Source organism: Emticicia sp. MM, from assembly GCF_001649495.1.
The window spans coordinates 16,389-31,561 of the sequence record NZ_LXHX01000094.1; the positions used below are offsets into that span (position 1 = coordinate 16,389).

General features: G+C 38.2%; 13 protein-coding genes. 5 read left to right on the plus strand and 8 right to left on the minus strand.

The features are described 5' to 3' along the window. Positions 1–230 precede the first annotated feature (230 nt). Entirely contained in the window at positions 231–1,568 is a 1,338-nt protein-coding gene (locus tag A6M55_RS11355) for an Nramp family divalent metal transporter (protein ID WP_064197716.1), read from the minus strand. A gap of 142 nt (positions 1,569–1,710) precedes the next feature. Between A6M55_RS11355 and A6M55_RS11360 the strand changes: the two genes are divergently transcribed. Together A6M55_RS11360 and A6M55_RS11365 are read left to right on the plus strand one after the other, a co-directional pair. Beyond that, positions 1,711–2,421, plus strand: a complete 711-nt coding sequence (locus tag A6M55_RS11360) for a metal-dependent transcriptional regulator (RefSeq protein WP_064197704.1) — start codon at positions 1,711–1,713, stop codon at positions 2,419–2,421. 129 nt (positions 2,422–2,550) lie between these two features. Then, on the plus strand, positions 2,551–3,570 hold the full coding sequence (locus A6M55_RS11365) for a DUF6268 family outer membrane beta-barrel protein (protein WP_064197705.1): 1,020 nt from the start codon (positions 2,551–2,553) through the stop codon (positions 3,568–3,570). Positions 3,571–3,680: 110 nt separating this feature from the next. Here the strand turns inward: A6M55_RS11365 and A6M55_RS11370 are convergent, their stop codons facing one another. Further along, positions 3,681–4,136 carry a DUF2147 domain-containing protein gene (locus tag A6M55_RS11370; RefSeq protein ID WP_064197717.1) on the minus strand — a complete coding sequence of 152 codons (456 nt, stop codon included), beginning with the start codon at positions 4,134–4,136 and terminating at the stop codon, positions 3,681–3,683. A gap of 226 nt (positions 4,137–4,362) precedes the next feature. Here A6M55_RS11370 and A6M55_RS11375 point away from each other — a divergent pair, with 226 nt between their 5' ends. Both A6M55_RS11375 and A6M55_RS11380 read left to right on the plus strand, forming a co-directional pair. Then, positions 4,363–5,442 carry an LptF/LptG family permease gene (locus A6M55_RS11375; protein ID WP_064197706.1) on the plus strand — a complete coding sequence of 360 codons (1,080 nt, stop codon included), beginning with the start codon at positions 4,363–4,365 and terminating at the stop codon, positions 5,440–5,442. A 214-nt stretch (positions 5,443–5,656) separates the two neighbouring features. After that, entirely contained in the window at positions 5,657–6,853 is a 1,197-nt protein-coding gene (locus tag A6M55_RS11380; RefSeq protein ID WP_064197718.1) for an argininosuccinate synthase, read from the plus strand. Between the two features lie 95 nt (positions 6,854–6,948). Here A6M55_RS11380 and A6M55_RS11385 read toward each other — a convergent pair whose 3' ends face one another. Both A6M55_RS11385 and A6M55_RS11390 read right to left on the minus strand, forming a co-directional pair. Beyond that, positions 6,949–7,680, minus strand: a complete 732-nt coding sequence (locus A6M55_RS11385; protein WP_064197707.1) for a copper homeostasis protein CutC — start codon at positions 7,678–7,680, stop codon at positions 6,949–6,951. An 84-nt stretch (positions 7,681–7,764) separates the two neighbouring features. Continuing rightward, the gene (locus tag A6M55_RS11390; RefSeq protein ID WP_064197708.1) at positions 7,765–8,472 is read right to left on the minus strand and encodes an ATP-binding cassette domain-containing protein; all 708 of its coding nucleotides are present in this window, start codon (positions 8,470–8,472) and stop codon (positions 7,765–7,767) included. 152 nt (positions 8,473–8,624) lie between these two features. Here A6M55_RS11390 and A6M55_RS11395 point away from each other — a divergent pair, with 152 nt between their 5' ends. Further along, positions 8,625–9,716, plus strand: coding sequence for a Gfo/Idh/MocA family protein (locus tag A6M55_RS11395; RefSeq protein ID WP_064197709.1), 1,092 nt, complete (start codon positions 8,625–8,627; stop codon positions 9,714–9,716). A 212-nt stretch (positions 9,717–9,928) separates the two neighbouring features. On the opposite strand, the gene A6M55_RS11400 is transcribed toward A6M55_RS11395, so the two are convergent. From A6M55_RS11400 to A6M55_RS11415, 4 genes are all read right to left on the minus strand, one after another. Next, the gene (locus tag A6M55_RS11400; RefSeq protein WP_064197710.1) at positions 9,929–10,372 is read right to left on the minus strand and encodes a DUF5606 domain-containing protein; all 444 of its coding nucleotides are present in this window, start codon (positions 10,370–10,372) and stop codon (positions 9,929–9,931) included. Between the two features lie 105 nt (positions 10,373–10,477). Next, a complete protein-coding gene (gene yihA / locus A6M55_RS11405; protein WP_064197711.1) occupies positions 10,478–11,089 on the minus strand; it encodes a ribosome biogenesis GTP-binding protein YihA/YsxC in 612 nt (203 codons plus the stop codon). A gap of 179 nt (positions 11,090–11,268) precedes the next feature. Next, positions 11,269–13,038 (minus strand): signal peptide peptidase SppA, encoded by a 1,770-nt coding sequence (gene sppA / locus A6M55_RS11410; RefSeq protein WP_064197712.1) that lies wholly within the window; start codon positions 13,036–13,038, stop codon positions 11,269–11,271. A gap of 222 nt (positions 13,039–13,260) precedes the next feature. After that, positions 13,261–14,751 carry a GH3 auxin-responsive promoter family protein gene (locus A6M55_RS11415; RefSeq protein WP_064197713.1) on the minus strand — a complete coding sequence of 497 codons (1,491 nt, stop codon included), beginning with the start codon at positions 14,749–14,751 and terminating at the stop codon, positions 13,261–13,263. Positions 14,752–15,173: the final 422 nt, after the last annotated feature.

The window sequence follows — 15,173 nt, forward strand, 5'->3', positions numbered from 1 at the left end:
TATCATTGAAATATAGGCGATATCGGTTGTCTCTATATTTGATAAAACTAATTTTTTATCAACATAAGCAAGGTATTTGCTCTTTACTTGGTAAAGAAGGTGGATTTACTCTAAAATGATATTTTAAAAACTCTAAACTTTAGACTCTGAATTTGTTGTTACGATGTCATCAAAATATAAGAGATATAGCATTTCCCTTTCTCTACTACTGACAAACTATATTTTTCTCCTCAAAACATCGTATCAAACAACAAATAACTATTCAAGGCGATAATGATAATTGTAACTACCCAAGCTGTGTATTTTACATAGGCAGGATTTACAAATTCGCCCATTTTTAGTTTATCGGATGTGAACATTACCAAAGGGACAACAGCAAAACTCAACTGTAATGATAGTATCACTTGGCTCAGTACAAGCAAATCTGAAGTACCTTTTTCTCCGTAAATGATTGCCACAATCAACGCTGGCACGATGGCTAAAAGTCGAGTAATTAATCTTCTAAGCCACGGTTTTAGTTGAATATTCAAGAAACCTTCCATCACGATTTGCCCAGCAAGAGTACCTGTGAGTGTCGAGTTTTGTCCAGCCGCTAATAAGGCAACAGCAAAGAAAAGTCCTGCCAATTTTACGCCTAAAATTGGGTCGAGCAACATATAAGCATCGGTAATATCGGCTACTTCTTTGTTTCCTGTGAAGTGAAAAGTTGCGGCGGCCATAATCAAAATGGCGGCATTGATAAAGAACGCAATAAACAACGATGCCGTAGAGTCAATAGTTGCATATTTAATAGCACTTTTTTTGGCGGCGTGCGTGTCTTCTATCTTGCGGGTTTGAATAATGCTCGAGTGTAAATACAAATTATGGGGCATTACGGTAGCTCCCAAAATCCCGATGGCAATGTAGAGCATTTCGGGGTTAGTCACAATCTGGCTACTCGGAATCAAACCTTTTGTAACTGCTACAAAATCGGGTTGAGATGCCAAAATTTCGTAGCCAAAGCATAGTAAAATTATTAAAATCAACCCTCCAACAATTACTTCAATAATGCGGAAACCTTTATTTTGGAGGAATAATATAAAAATTACGTCGATAGCCGTTATCAGAATTCCGTAAGTTAATGGAATATTAAAGAGCAAATTTAGAGCAACGGCCGCTCCGATGACCTCGGCCAAATCACAGGCGGCAATGGCAACTTCGGCCAAAATCCACAAAATAAATGATACTGGTTTTGAGTACGAATCTCGGCAAGCCTGTGCCAAATCCCTGCCAGTGGCAATGCCCAATTTGAGCGATAAATGCTGCAAAAGCATCGCAAAAAGATTAGAAATTAGAATAACTGAGAGTAGCGTATAGCCAAATTTTGCACCTCCCGCAATATCGGTTGCCCAGTTGCCAGGGTCCATATAGCCAACGGCAACCATCAATCCAGGGCCAATAAAAGCCGACATTTTTTTCCAAAAACTTCCTTTTGTATGAACCGTAATGCTTCCGTGAACTTCTGGTAGTGAAAGACTACTCGTCGTCGAACGCCATGCTTTATTTTTTATGTCGATGTTTTTTTCCATTTGCTGTAAATCCAAAATTTTCAATACAAACATAAAACAAAAAATTTGTCAATCAAAATATATTTTTAGGTTAGTCTAAAATTTTGTTTGATTAGGCTAAAAATGTACTTTTGTTTAGTGGTTGGCTATTGGCTTTTAGCTTATGGCTATTTTTTTTAACTTTCGTCTATCGACTGTGGACAATCAACTTATCTCTTTTACCGAAGAAAATTATTTAAAAATCATCTATTTACTTACCGAACGATACAACGGTAATGAGGTGAGTACCAATCAGTTGGCTGAACACACGCAGACCAAAGCGGCTTCGGTGTCGGATATGCTACGCAAACTGGCCGAGAAAAATTATATCAATTATCGTAAGTATCAGGGTGTTACGCTCACCGAAGCAGGCGAGCAAATTGCCTTGGGTGTGATTAGAAAACATCGTCTGTGGGAAGTTTTTTTGGTAGAAAAACTGGGTTTTGGCTGGGACGAAATTCATGATATTGCTGAGCAACTCGAACATATTGACTCGAAAGAATTGACCAAACGTTTAGATGATTTCTTGGAAAATCCAAAATTTGACCCCCATGGAGATCCAATTCCTGATGCAAAGGGCAAAATGCCTTCGGTGAGTTATCTGAAACTTTCAGAAATTCCGCTCAATCAATCGGTAGTGATGATGGGGGTTTCTGTGCATTCACCTGCTTTTCTGCAACACCTTGATAAACAACAGATTACGCTCGGGTGCGGGCTTAAAGTGCTGGAAATTAGCGATTTTGATAAATCGTACAGTATCTTACTCGATGGTAAAACTACCATTTTTGTGAGTAATGAAGTAGCTAAAAATCTTTTGGTAAGTGTCGAAGAGTAGTCACTTTACTAAGCCTTTCGTATATTGTAGTGTGGATATTTGAAACAAAGCTTTGATGTGAATTGTTATATATTCTAACAAAATAATTATATCTATTGCCTGTTTTCATCAAACACTAAAACATTTTTTATGAAAAAATACTGCATTTTGTGGGCCATATTATTTTTGAATGGCTTGGCTTTTGCCCAAACAGATACCACTAAAACAAGTACCGAAGAAATAAATTTTGACGATTTCGGAGATGCTGATAATAAAGATATCCGCACTTTTTGTACGCAGAAAGTGAGTTATTTATCGCCTACTAAACTCATATCTATTGGTTATGAGGCACAATTGCCATTTCATTTGACTTCGGAAAATGCGGCTAAAACTTCCATTGCAAGTACTCATGTCAATTCATTTGGAGGTATTAGGCTCGGGTTGAACACACCAGTAATTTCGAGGTCAAATTTTATATTGAATTTAGGATTCAACTTTTGGAATACATCGGCCAAACTTGAAAAACCAGAAAATTCAAATTTCTATGGTGGTATCAGAGCTTTGAATAGTACAGGAATCAATGCAACTGTATTCAAACCATTTGATAATAAGCATTTTATGATTATTCAGGCAAATGCTGATCTCAATGGAAATTACAGGAATTTGATCGATTTAGACGCCAAAGGAATGACTTACAGCGGAACTGCAATTTACGGTTGGAAGAAAAACGACAATCTCATGTGGGGTGTAGGTGTTACTCGAACTTATCGTGCAGGGCAGCTATTGCACATTCCTGTGATTTTACTCAACCGTACGTTTAATCAGAAATGGGGTATCGAGACAATTCTTCCTGCTAAATTTAATGTTCGTCGTAATTTTAGTCCGAGTTCGTATTTGTTGTTGGGTTATGAAATCGAGGGTAATACTTTCTTTGTGGCTAATACTGGGCAGGATGTATATTTGCGTCGTGGAGAAATGAAACCAAGAATTACTTTCGAGAAGAAATTGGCGGGCTTCGTTTGGCTTTCGGCTCAGGCTGGCTGGCGATATAATTGGCGTTTTGATGGTTTCTCGACCCAAAATCCAGTTAAAAACGAAAAATCTTTGATTGTAAATTCGCTTGGAAATCCGCTTTACTTTAATGTTAGCATAAATTTGGTTAGTCCGTAAGAGTAAAAAACTGTGTTGGTTTCGAGTTTGATACCAACACAGCTTTTTGTATTTAGGCGAATAAAATACGACCGAGCGTCGGCCGCTGACGTTTGGTTCACTCCACAGAATTATTTTTTAACTTGGCGTTTCCAAACATCAGTTCTTCCGAAAAGCGAAACACCGATATATCCTCTAACTTCGAGTGTATTTTCATCAACCAATTTCATTTCGCACGAATAATCATTGCCAGTTTTAGGGTCGTAGATATTACCATCTTCCCATTTATTTTCTCCTTTAAAAGCGAAATCTCTCAAGTTTTCCAAGCCTTTCAATGGGCGACTGTGCAATTTTTCATCTGGGTTATTGATGTCGGTTCGTGGCTTACCGTCAGGGTCGTTTGGAACTTTGAGCCAAACTAATTTACCGAAATACTTATCTCCTTTTTTATAAATTTGTACCATTCCCGTCCCTTCACCATTTTTCCAAACACCTAATACTGCATCAGCATTTTGGGCAAAAACGTTTAGGTTAATGAGAGATAGAAATAAGGCACTGAAAAAGAATGTTTTTGTGATTTTTAGCATAACTGTTGATTTTTTTGGTTTTTGTGAAAACGCAATAAGATGCTTATTTGTTTCAAAAATCACAAATATTATACTTTTTCAAGAAAAACTTGTATTCGTCAAACTGAAAATAGATTGATTCTTGTTAATACTTCTTAATAAAGCCATTCGCAAACCTACAATGATTATCTTTGCGTAAAATCTAAAATCAAAAACCTTAGCTCCCCTTTAGGGGCGGGGGGGTGTTATGAATATTCTCGATAAATATTTAATCAAACGTTTTCTGAAAACATACTTTTTTGCGGTATTGGTCATTGTGCTTATCATCATGGTGATTGATTTCGTGGAAAAAAACGATGACTTTATTCAGAAAAATGCTCCGATGCGAGCTATTTTGCTTTCATATTATGCCAATCTTGCCCCATATTGGGCAAATTACATTAGTCCGTTGATGATTTTTATCTCAACGGTTTTCTTTACTGCCCAGATGGCCGCTCACACCGAAATTGTAGCCATTTTGAGTAGTGGCACGAGTTTTCCGAGATTAATGCTTCCATATTTTGTGGCTTCTTCTATGGTAGCAATTTTATCGTTTGTGATGGTTGGTTGGATTTTGCCAAAAGCCAATAAAGTCAGGCTGGGGTTTGAGGCTACGTACATCAACGATAAATTTTACTTCTCCGACCGAGATTTTCATACAGCTGTTGCTCCGAATACCTACGCCTACATGTCGAGTTATAATAATGAAACTAAAACTGGGTATGATTTTACGCTCGAAAAAATCGTAGATAATAAGCTAATTGAGAAGCTTTCGGCCAAAAGAATAGAATGGAATGATAGCACCAAACGCTGGAAAATTTCTGACTATAAGATTCGTACGTTGGGCATCATGAAAGATAAGCTTATCTATAATACGGCCACAAAGGATACTGTTATTAACCTTTCACCGAGTGATTTTGAAAGCGACCGTAACGTTTACGAAACTTTCACAATTCCCGAATTACGCAAACGGATTGATTTAATTAAAAGTCGAGGAGCTGAAGGGATTGAATCTTTTCAGATTGAACTTTATCAACGTATCGTGACACCTTTTGCCGTAATTATTTTGTCGTTGATGGGTTTGATTGTATCGGCTCGAAAATCTCGTGGTGGGGTTGGCTTTCAGATTGCCATCGGTTTTGTTTTGGCATTTGTTTATATTTTATTCTTCATTATGTCGAAAGGCATTGCCGAATCAGGCAATATGCCACCAATTTTAGCCGTTTGGCTGCCCAATATCGTATTTTCTTGCATTGGTACGTTTATGTATTTTACTGTTCCACGATAATTTTGAATGAGTGTATGAATGAATGATAGAATAAATGTTACTGAAAAACAAAACATTCACTCATTCTATTACTCAATCACTCAAAATTAGTTTTATTTGAAAAGTGCAATAATTTTAAACAAAACTCAAGATTTTACCTTAATAAGTCCTATTTTTGCGTGAAATTTTGTTGAACTCTAAAAAAATACGCTCATTTTGGGGCGGGTTTGGGCTTATGAAAGTTGTTTTGGCATACAGTGGAGGTTTGGATACCTCTTTTTGTGTAAAATATTTGACCGAAGAATTAGGTCATGAAGTTCACTCGGTACTGGTTGATACAGGTGGATTTACGGAAGCAGAAATGAAGGATATCGAAACCAAAGCCTACGAGCTGGGAGTAAAAAACCACTATACGGCTCGCATGGTAGATGAATATTATCAGAAATGTATTCGCTATTTGATTTATGGAAATATCCTAAAAAATAATACTTATCCACTTTCGGTGAGTGCCGAGCGTATGTTTCAGGCGGTTGCGGTTGCCGAGTATGCCAAGCAAATCGGAGCAGAAGCAGTAGCTCACGGAAGTACGGGTGCAGGAAATGACCAAGTGCGTTTCGATATGGTTTTCAGAATCGTATTGCCAAATGCCCAAGTAATTACGCCAATCAGAGATTTGAAATTATCTCGTGAGGCTGAAATTGAATTCTTGAAATCGAAAGGCGTGGTGCGTGAGTGGCACAAAGCCGCTTACTCTATTAATAAAGGTTTGTGGGGAACTTCGGTTGGTGGTCGTGAAACATTGAATTCGTATGAATTTTTACCAGAAAGTGCCTTCCCAACGCAAGTAAGCAAAACTGGTACAGAAGAAATCGCTCTACAATTTGTGAACGGAGAGTTGAAGGGCGTAGCGGGTGAAAGTTTTGAAAATCCTGTTGATGCCATTCGTAAATTATCAGATTTAGCTTCTCCTTATGGCATTGGGCGTGATATTCACGTGGGCGATACAATCATCGGTATCAAAGGCCGTGTAGGTTTTGAAGCAGCCGCTCCGCTAATTATAATCAAAGCTCACCATTTATTAGAGAAACACGTTTTATCGAAATGGCAACAATATTGGAAACAAAACTTGGCCGAATGGTACGGAATGATGCTTCATGAAGGGCAATTTTTAGAACCTTTGATGCGTGATATTGAGAAATTCTTAGAAAGCATGCAGTCGCACGTAACTGGCGAAGTGCGTGTACATTTAGCTCCTTATAATTTCCAATTACTGGGTATCAAATCTGACTACGATTTGATGTCGCCAGTATTTGGTAGTTACGGCGAAATGAACAATGCTTGGAGTGGCGATGATGTAAGAGGTTTCTCGAAAATCATGTCGAACCAAGTGATGATTCACCAAAAAATTGCCGAATTGGCTGAGAAGAAATAAATAGTCGATAGTCCGCAGCGGAATGCCGCCCAGACGACGGTCGATAGTAAAATGTTACAAAGGTTATAAAGTGGGCATACGTTTTTGGCGTATGCCTATTTTTTTAGGATTTCAACCACCGCTTTGCATTTATCAAAATCGGCTTCGTAAATCTCATATTCATTGGTGAGTGCAGCACTTGCCATGCTTACATCGGGTTTGCGGAAAACCATTTTGCTTTCTTGAATCCCCTTGCCTGTCATGTGTAGTGCATGCACGCCAATATTCAAGAATTGCTGTGCATTTTGAGCCGAAACGCCGCTTCCAGCCATTATCTCGATACGATTTTGAGATTTTTCTACCAGCGTTTTTAATAAATCAATTCCTTCAATAGCCGTGTTTTTCTGTCCAGAAGTCAGAATTCGCTCGCAACCGCATTCAATAATATCTTCTAAAGCTTGAATGGGGTCGTTGGCTACATCGAAGGCTCGGTGAAACGTTACTTTGAGCGGGGCGGCTAAATCTACGAGTTCGGTAGTGCGTTTTTTATCAACGCTTCCATCGGGGTTTAAAATTCCAAAAACTACACCATCAGCACCCAGATTTTTGGCGGTCAGAATATCGGCTTTCATTACCTCAAATTCGCTATCAGAATAACAAAATTCTCCACCACGAGGGCGAATCATGACGTATAATTTGATAGTCAGATTTTGACGAGCCAAACTTATCAAACCAGCCGAAGGAGTTGTGCCACCTTCAAACATTCCACCACATAATTCAACACGACCAGCACCTGCTTTTTGAGCAGTCAGGCAAGATTCTAAGGAAAAACTACAAATTTCGAGCATTCGACAGGATTATAAGATTTGTAAGATTACAGGATTTAGTTTTTAGGAACTATATTTTATGATTTACATATTCGTCATTCGCTTCTACGCTGTTAATTCACGGAAAACATCTTCAATACCTTTTCCGCCTTGTTTGAGTTCGGAAAGTGTGCCATTTGCCACGATTTTTCCTCGATTAATAATCACAATACGGTCGCAGATAGCTTCTACTTCCTGCATGATGTGCGTACTTAAAATAACGGTTTTATTTCTACCAACCGATTTTATCAAATCTCTAATTTCGACTAACTGATTTGGGTCAAGACCCGTAGTTGGTTCATCCAAAATCAATACATCAGGGTTATGAATCAAGGCTTGGGCAAGTCCCACACGTTGGCGGTATCCTTTCGATAATTGACCAATTTTCTTATGTTTTTCTAAGCCTAAACCTACCATTTCGATGGTTTCGGCTACTTTTATCTGCAAAGACTTACCTTTTAAACCATAAAGCGAACCCGCAAATTCGAGAAACTCACGCACGTACATATCCAAGTACAAAGGATTATGCTCGGGCAAATATCCAATGCTACTTTTAACTTGCATTGGCGAAGTTTTCACATCAAAACCATTTACTTCGGCCGAGCCATCGGTGGCTGGTAAATAGCCCGTCAAGATTTTCATAGTTGTTGATTTTCCAGCACCATTGGGGCCAAGAAAACCGACAATCTCGCCTTTGGCAACTTCAAAAGATATATCATCAACGGCACGCTGAGTGCCATACACTTTGCTTAGATTTTGGATTTTTATTGACATTTTTTAGTCGATAGTCCACTGACAACAGTCAATAGCTTTTGTTTATTTGAAACTATAACGCAAAAATAGGTTTTCTGATGAAAACTTTTCTGAAAAAATAGTCTTAATAATGGTTTTTGGCTAAATTTGGTTGATTCAACCTTCTATCTAACATGAAAAAACTTCTCTTTTGGGGCTTAGTTCTAAGCCTGAATTTTGTATTCGCCCAAGAAAAACCCGTCAGAATGGGCATTGCAGGCATGACACACGACCACGTTTATCAGATACTAAATAATCCAACTCGTGCAGGTGTCGAAATTATTGGTTTTGCCGAGCCAAATAAAGAATTGGCTCTAAGATTATTGAAAAAATATAATCTCCCCGAAAGTCTGTGGTACGCCAGCCTCGACGAAATGCTCGAAAAAGCCAAACCTGAAGCCGTTTGTGATTTCAGAAGCATCATCGAGCATCTCGAAACTGTGCAAAAGTGTGCCGTGAAAGGTATTCACGTCATGGTTGAAAAGCCTTTGGCTGTGAATTTTTCTCATGCTACACAAATGGCAGCTTTAGCAAAAAAACACAATATTCAACTCTTGACAAACTACGAAACCACATGGTACGCCAGCAATCATCAAGCCTACGAAATGATTCATGCTGAAAATGCCATTGGCGATATTCGAAAAGTAGTGATTCACGACGGCCATCGTGGCCCTAAAGAGATTGGTGTGAGCAAAGAGTTTTTGAGTTGGCTAACCGATCCCGTGAAAAATGGCGGTGGTGCAATCATTGATTTTGGTTGCTATGGGGCTGATATTATGGCGTGGCTGATGAAAGGCGAAAGACCAATTTCGGTAACAGCAATTACGCAGACAATTAAACCCGAAACTTATCCAAACGTTGATGATGAAGCAACTATCGTGGTGACATACCCAAAAGCACAAGGTATTTTTCAAGGCTCGTGGAACTGGCCTTTTGATAGAAAAGATATTGAAGTTTATGGAAAAATAGGCTATATTTTTGCCGATAAATCTGCTCAAATGACGGTCAGAAAAGGCGATAGAAATGCTTTGCCAGAAGAGAAAATTGTAGTAAAACCACTCGAAAGCCCCATGAATGATGCGTTTAGTTATTTTGCAGCTGTGGCTCGTGGTAAAGTAAAATCAGAAAATGATTTGGGGTCGCTGAAAATCAATATGGTGGCTATGGAAATCTTAGATGCCGCCGTGAAGTCTTCAAAAACTGGGAAGACGGTTGTGTTGAAATAATCAGCGATTAAAATCGCTGTCTAAAGGAACAAAGGCGACCATCGCACGGAATATTTGCCTTCATTATTTGACGAATCAATTCGTCAAATAAATACTTTTACATCATCCTTTGTTCCCTTAGCTGGCGATTTTAGTCGCCTAAATTGGGAAGTTATAAAACATAAGAAAGCCCATCATTTCCGATGGGCTTTCTAAAATATCTTATTTCAAGATTATGCTTTTGCTTCTTCAGCGGCAGCTTCTTCAACTGGGGCAGGAACGAAAAGCTCAGGCATTGTTGCCGAAAGAATGTTATACCAACTTACGATTTTCTTGATGTCTGAAGCGTAAACACGCTCACGGTCAAAATCAGGCATAACAGTTGCAAATAAATCAAAAACTTGGTTATTTGATGCTGTTTTGAAATCAAATTCTACTTTTTCGCCGTGAAGTTCACGAGTTTTCAAGAAAATATCTCCAAGCGGAGTTGATTTGTTTGGGTCTTCTGTATAAATCGAAATGTCTTTCAAAACCGATACACGGGCATTTGAACTTACCATTTCTTTTTGTTTTTTCTCGTCAAGTGTTTCAACGATTACGCCACCACGCCCTGGCTTCAAAATTCTATACAAACCACTTTTTCCAGAAATGTGGGCAATGTCTCTTAATAATTCCATTTGAAAAATATATTGTTTTTGTTTAGTCTACTGTCAATAGTCGACAGTCAACGGTGTTTTTCTTAATTTCTTTTTGCGATTTTTATAACGCTGCAAAAGTACAAATTATTTCGTAAAAGACAGATTCAACTCTTCGATTGCTTTCAATAATTCCTCACGGCCTGTTCGTCGCTCGGCCGAAGTGATAAAATATTGTGGAACTTTCGTCCAACTCAAAAGCATTGTTTTCTTGAAAGATTCCACGTTTTGCTCTGCCGTTACACTTCCCACTTTATCGGCTTTCGTGAAAATTAGATAAAAAGGTACATCTTTTTCGCCCAGAAAGTCGAGAAATTCTAAATCAACTCTTTGTGGCTCGTGACGAATATCAATCAATACAAAAACACACATGAGGTTTTCACGATTGACCAAATAATTTCCAATCATTTCGCCCCATTTGTCACGTTCGCCTTTGGGTGCTTTAGCAAAACCATATCCTGGCAAATCGACAATGTACCATTTTTTGTTTACTTCAAAATGATTAATTAACTGCGTTTTTCCTGGGGTTTGTGAAGTTTTTGCTAAGTTTTTAGTCGCCAATAGCATATTTATTAACGAAGATTTTCCTACGTTTGAACGACCAATAAAGGCATATTCTGGCTTTTCGGGTGGCGGACATTTGCGATAATCTGCCGCACTCGTGACAAATTTTGCTTCTATTAATTTTGTATTTTTCATATTACTAAAATATCATCTTTTATTTCTTATTCTTGCTTGATGATAAGTTGTACACAACTCCGATAAAAGTTGTCCTACGAAAATCAAAAAGGAGAAAGAATTTCGTACAAAGGTACTAATTTCTTTCTCCTTTTGTTGATAAAGTTTGATTTAGACTTTAATTGAATGCCTTTCCAGCATTATTTTATCTCCAACTCAAAAGGCATTCTTGCCTGAATTTTATCCATGCTTTGAAGATTTTTCAACTGTTTGGCATACGGTGCAAAATCGCCCAAATAAGCTTTTAGTTTGGCATCTTCTTGGTCATTACCAAATTTCTCTAAAATACTTTCAACACTTGACTTTTTGATTGGCAAATATTTCACTCGATAATCTCCATCTTTTAATTTAGCTTTTTTAGCGGCAATTCTGATGGCATCATCTACGCCACCCAATACATCGACAAGACCATTGGCTTTTGCTTGGCTTCCTGTCCAGACACGGCCGCTGGCGAGGGTTTTTAATTTCTCAACACTCATGTGTCGACCTTTGGCGGCTTTGGCTGTGAAGTTTTCGTAGCCTTTATTTACACCGTTTTGAATCATGTTTTTCTCGGCATCGGTCATTGTACGAGTTGCTGATGGGAAATTAGCATATTTATGAGAATTTACGCCATCAAACGTAACGCCCAATTTCTCATTCATTAGTTTTTCTACGTTAAACAATACGCCGAAAATACCAATTGAGCCTGTCAAGGTTGTTGGTTGAGCTACAATCGTATCGCAAGCCATTGCCATATAATAACCTCCCGAAGCAGCGTAGTCTCCCATTGAGGCAATAACTGGTTTTACTTTTTTAGTCAATTCTACTTCTCTCCACATTACATCTGATGCCATTGCACTTCCGCCACCCGAATTGATACGTAAAACTACTGCTTTAATTTTTGAATCTTTGCGGGCTTTTTGCAGCTCCTTTACGATTGTTTCTGAGCCAATTGTTCCATCTTGACTTTCGCCCGAAAGAATATCTCCTTCGCCTACAATTACTGCAATTCTATTCGAGTTGCTCCCTTCTTCTACCAATTTATCGGCTTTCAAATATTTATTTAGACCAATATATTCGATTTTTTTATCTGCACTGAAACCTAATTCGTGGCGAAGAGCTGTCTCGAATTCATCCCAATAACCAGTATTTGTGATCAATTTATATTTTACGGCATCGGTTGGTTCTTGAATCAAGGCATTATTCAGAATATTGTTCAATTCTTCCATCGGAATCTTGCGAGAAGCGGCAATATCTCCATAAAAGCTGTTGGCAATGTCAGAAATAAATGATTGTGTTTGCTCACGGTTAGCATCGCTCATTTTTGTCAAGAAGAATGGCTCAACTGCACTTTTATAATCTCCTACTCTGAAAATCTCAGGTTTTACACCGATTTTCTCAAACAAGCCTTTCATAAAAGAATACTCAGCACTCAAACCATTAAAATCTAAGCCTCCCGCTGGGTTTAGGTAACTTTTATCGGCAACCGAACAAAGGTAAATTGAACCTTCGGTCATGGTTTCGCCATAAGAATAGATAAATTTCTTTGATTTTTTGAAATCTAAAAGATATTCTCTCACCTCTTTCAAAGTTGCCATTCCAGCCATTGGATTTTCGGCTTTTAGGTAGATCCCTTTGATATTTGGGTCAATTTTAGCATTCGCTAACGCTTCTTTGATTTGTGGTAAACTCACTTGCCCTGGACTATTTCCACCCGATAGGATTTCGGTAAATGGGTCATCTTCAGCAGTGTTTTCTCTGATAACTTGATTAAGGTCGAGTTTAAGAACAGAGTTTGATTCAACTTGGGTTTTTGTGTCTGAACTTGACATCAAGCTGCCAATTCCAATCAAAATGATAAAACTCAAAATCGTGAATAGAAAAATCCCGACGATAGTAGCGAAAACGTATTTCAAAAATTGTAACATATACGGCTTATAGTTTAGTTTTTTATATCTGAATACAAAAATATATGTATATACAGAAAATCATCTTAGTTTTTGATAGGTGGAGGATATGAGTTATGAGTTCTGAATTATGAGTTATGAGTTCTGAATGTTGATAGTTCTGACGGGACCGCCAGTGCAGTTCTAAATTCTGAGTTGAGAAAGTATGCAATTAACATGAACTCAGAATTCAGAACTTAGAATTCAGAACTTACGAAGAGCATCAGCAATCTTGCGGTCGTTTGATAAACGAGGAACTTTATTTTGTCCGCCAAGTTTTCCTTGCGAACGCATATAGTCAATGAAGGCGTTTTTTTGCAATGGTGTAATAACCAATTTTCGAAGAATGCTACCCGTGATTAGGTCATCGTAATAGACATTTAGTTTCGTCATTTTCTGGTCTAAATCAGTATTAAACCGCTCCATATCTCGTGGTGGAACGGCAAACTCAATGAGCCATTCGTGGTAAGGAAGTCCTTCATTGGGCGTAACCATCGGAGCAACTGTAAATTCTACAATCTCCACTTCTGGCTGACGTTCACAAGCGTATTTCATTGCTTTTTCTACTTCTTCACCAATAACGTGTTCGCCGAAAGCCGAAATGTAATGTTTGATTCTTCCTGAAACAATCACACGATAAGGGTCGAGCGAAACAAACTTTACAGTATCGCCAATCGAATAGCCCCAAAGGCCAGCATTATTATTGATAACGAGGGCGTAGTTTTTGCCAAGTTCTACTTGTTCGATGCTCAAACGAGTTGGGTTTTCGTTGAAATATTCTTCGGCTGGAATAAATTCGTAGAAAATACCCGTATCGAGCAATAGCAACATTCCTTCGTTGTTTTGCTTATCTTGGTAAGCAAAAAAGCCTTCAGAGGCAGGAAAAAATTCGATAGAATCAACTTTTTTACCGATGGATTCAAAAAGTTTAGCACGGTACGGCTCGAAATTTACACCACCATAAACAAACAAGTCAAATTCGGGAAAAACATCTTTTATCTTTTTTCCAGTGCGAGCTTGAATTCTATCGAAATACATTTGCACCCAAGGCGGAATCCCCGAAATTAAACTCATCGGTTGATTGATGGTTTCATCAATAATTTTTTCAAGTTTAGTTTCCCAATCTTCTATGCAATTTGTTTCGTAAGATGGTAAGCGATTCGCCTGCAAATAGGCAGGAACATGGTGCGTAGAAATGCCTGAAAGTCGGCCAGTCTTGATGCCCGCTTTTTCGGTCATTTCGGGGCTTCCCGATAAAAAAATGAGTTTATTATCTAAAAACTGCGATTTACCAGTTTCGTTGATATAATTGAGCAGGGCATTTCGGGCTGAATTGATGTGATTATGAATCGAATCCTTTGAGATAGGAATATATTTTGTGCCTGAAGTTGTACCCGAAGTTTTGGCAAAATAAAGCGGTTTTCCTGCCCAAAGAATATTTTCTTCGCCCTCAACCACACGGTTTACATAAGGTTTTAGGTCTTCATAATCACGAACAGGAATAGCCTGTTTGAAGTCATCGTAAGAGCGAATATCATTGAAATGATGGTCACGACCGAAAACCGTTTGAGCAGCTTGGTTTACTAACTTTTCTCGCCATTCGGCTTGTACTTCTGCCGAGCGAGCCATCCACTTTTTCTGCTGTGCAACCACATAAGCTGCTATGGGTTTACTGAGTATCGAACGAACTCCCATTTATGTTTCTGTTCTTTGGTTAGATAATTTGCTACGGGGCAAAGATAATAGTTTTTTTTGTTTCGCTATTTATTGCGGGTTTTGGCGAGCAGAAAATGCATAATATTACGATAGCAAGTATTTTTTGAACTATATCAATAAAACGTTTTTTTCGAGCTAAATCCTTAGTTTTATGAGTAAATATGCTCAAAACACAAGTTTTTTATTGAAAAAGCGTCGTATTACCACTCAAAGCAATCTAATAGGCATTATACTTTTCTCTTTTTCAATACTTTTTCAACTTTTTAGAAATATTTTGTAAATAATAGTTGTAAATTTGCGGACAATTTAAAAAAAATTAACCCATAAAGCTCAAAATGGCTGGACTGTTTAACTTCCTCACGAGTGACATCGCGATTGACTTGGGTACGGCAAATACCCTC

Bases quoted from the DNA above. Each gene is read 5' to 3' on its own strand.
- A6M55_RS11415 (WP_064197713.1), bottom strand. From the start codon at position 14,751: ATGGGAGTTCGTTCGATACTCAGTAAACCCATAGCAGCTTATGTGGTT.
- A6M55_RS11395 (WP_064197709.1), top strand. From the start codon at position 8,625: ATGAAAAAACTTCTCTTTTGGGGCTTAGTTCTAAGCCTGAATTTTGTA.
- A6M55_RS11385 (WP_064197707.1), bottom strand. From the start codon at position 7,680: ATGCTCGAAATTTGTAGTTTTTCCTTAGAATCTTGCCTGACTGCTCAA.
- A6M55_RS11355 (WP_064197716.1), bottom strand. From the start codon at position 1,568: ATGGAAAAAAACATCGACATAAAAAATAAAGCATGGCGTTCGACGACG.
- A6M55_RS11390 (WP_064197708.1), bottom strand. From the start codon at position 8,472: ATGTCAATAAAAATCCAAAATCTAAGCAAAGTGTATGGCACTCAGCGT.
- A6M55_RS11400 (WP_064197710.1), bottom strand. From the start codon at position 10,372: ATGGAATTATTAAGAGACATTGCCCACATTTCTGGAAAAAGTGGTTTG.
- A6M55_RS11360 (WP_064197704.1), top strand. From the start codon at position 1,711: ATGGCTATTTTTTTTAACTTTCGTCTATCGACTGTGGACAATCAACTT.
- A6M55_RS11375 (WP_064197706.1), top strand. From the start codon at position 4,363: ATGAATATTCTCGATAAATATTTAATCAAACGTTTTCTGAAAACATAC.
- A6M55_RS11365 (WP_064197705.1), top strand. From the start codon at position 2,551: ATGAAAAAATACTGCATTTTGTGGGCCATATTATTTTTGAATGGCTTG.
- A6M55_RS11370 (WP_064197717.1), bottom strand. From the start codon at position 4,136: ATGCTAAAAATCACAAAAACATTCTTTTTCAGTGCCTTATTTCTATCT.
- sppA (WP_064197712.1), bottom strand. From the start codon at position 13,038: ATGTTACAATTTTTGAAATACGTTTTCGCTACTATCGTCGGGATTTTT.
- yihA (WP_064197711.1), bottom strand. From the start codon at position 11,089: ATGAAAAATACAAAATTAATAGAAGCAAAATTTGTCACGAGTGCGGCA.
- A6M55_RS11380 (WP_064197718.1), top strand. From the start codon at position 5,657: ATGAAAGTTGTTTTGGCATACAGTGGAGGTTTGGATACCTCTTTTTGT.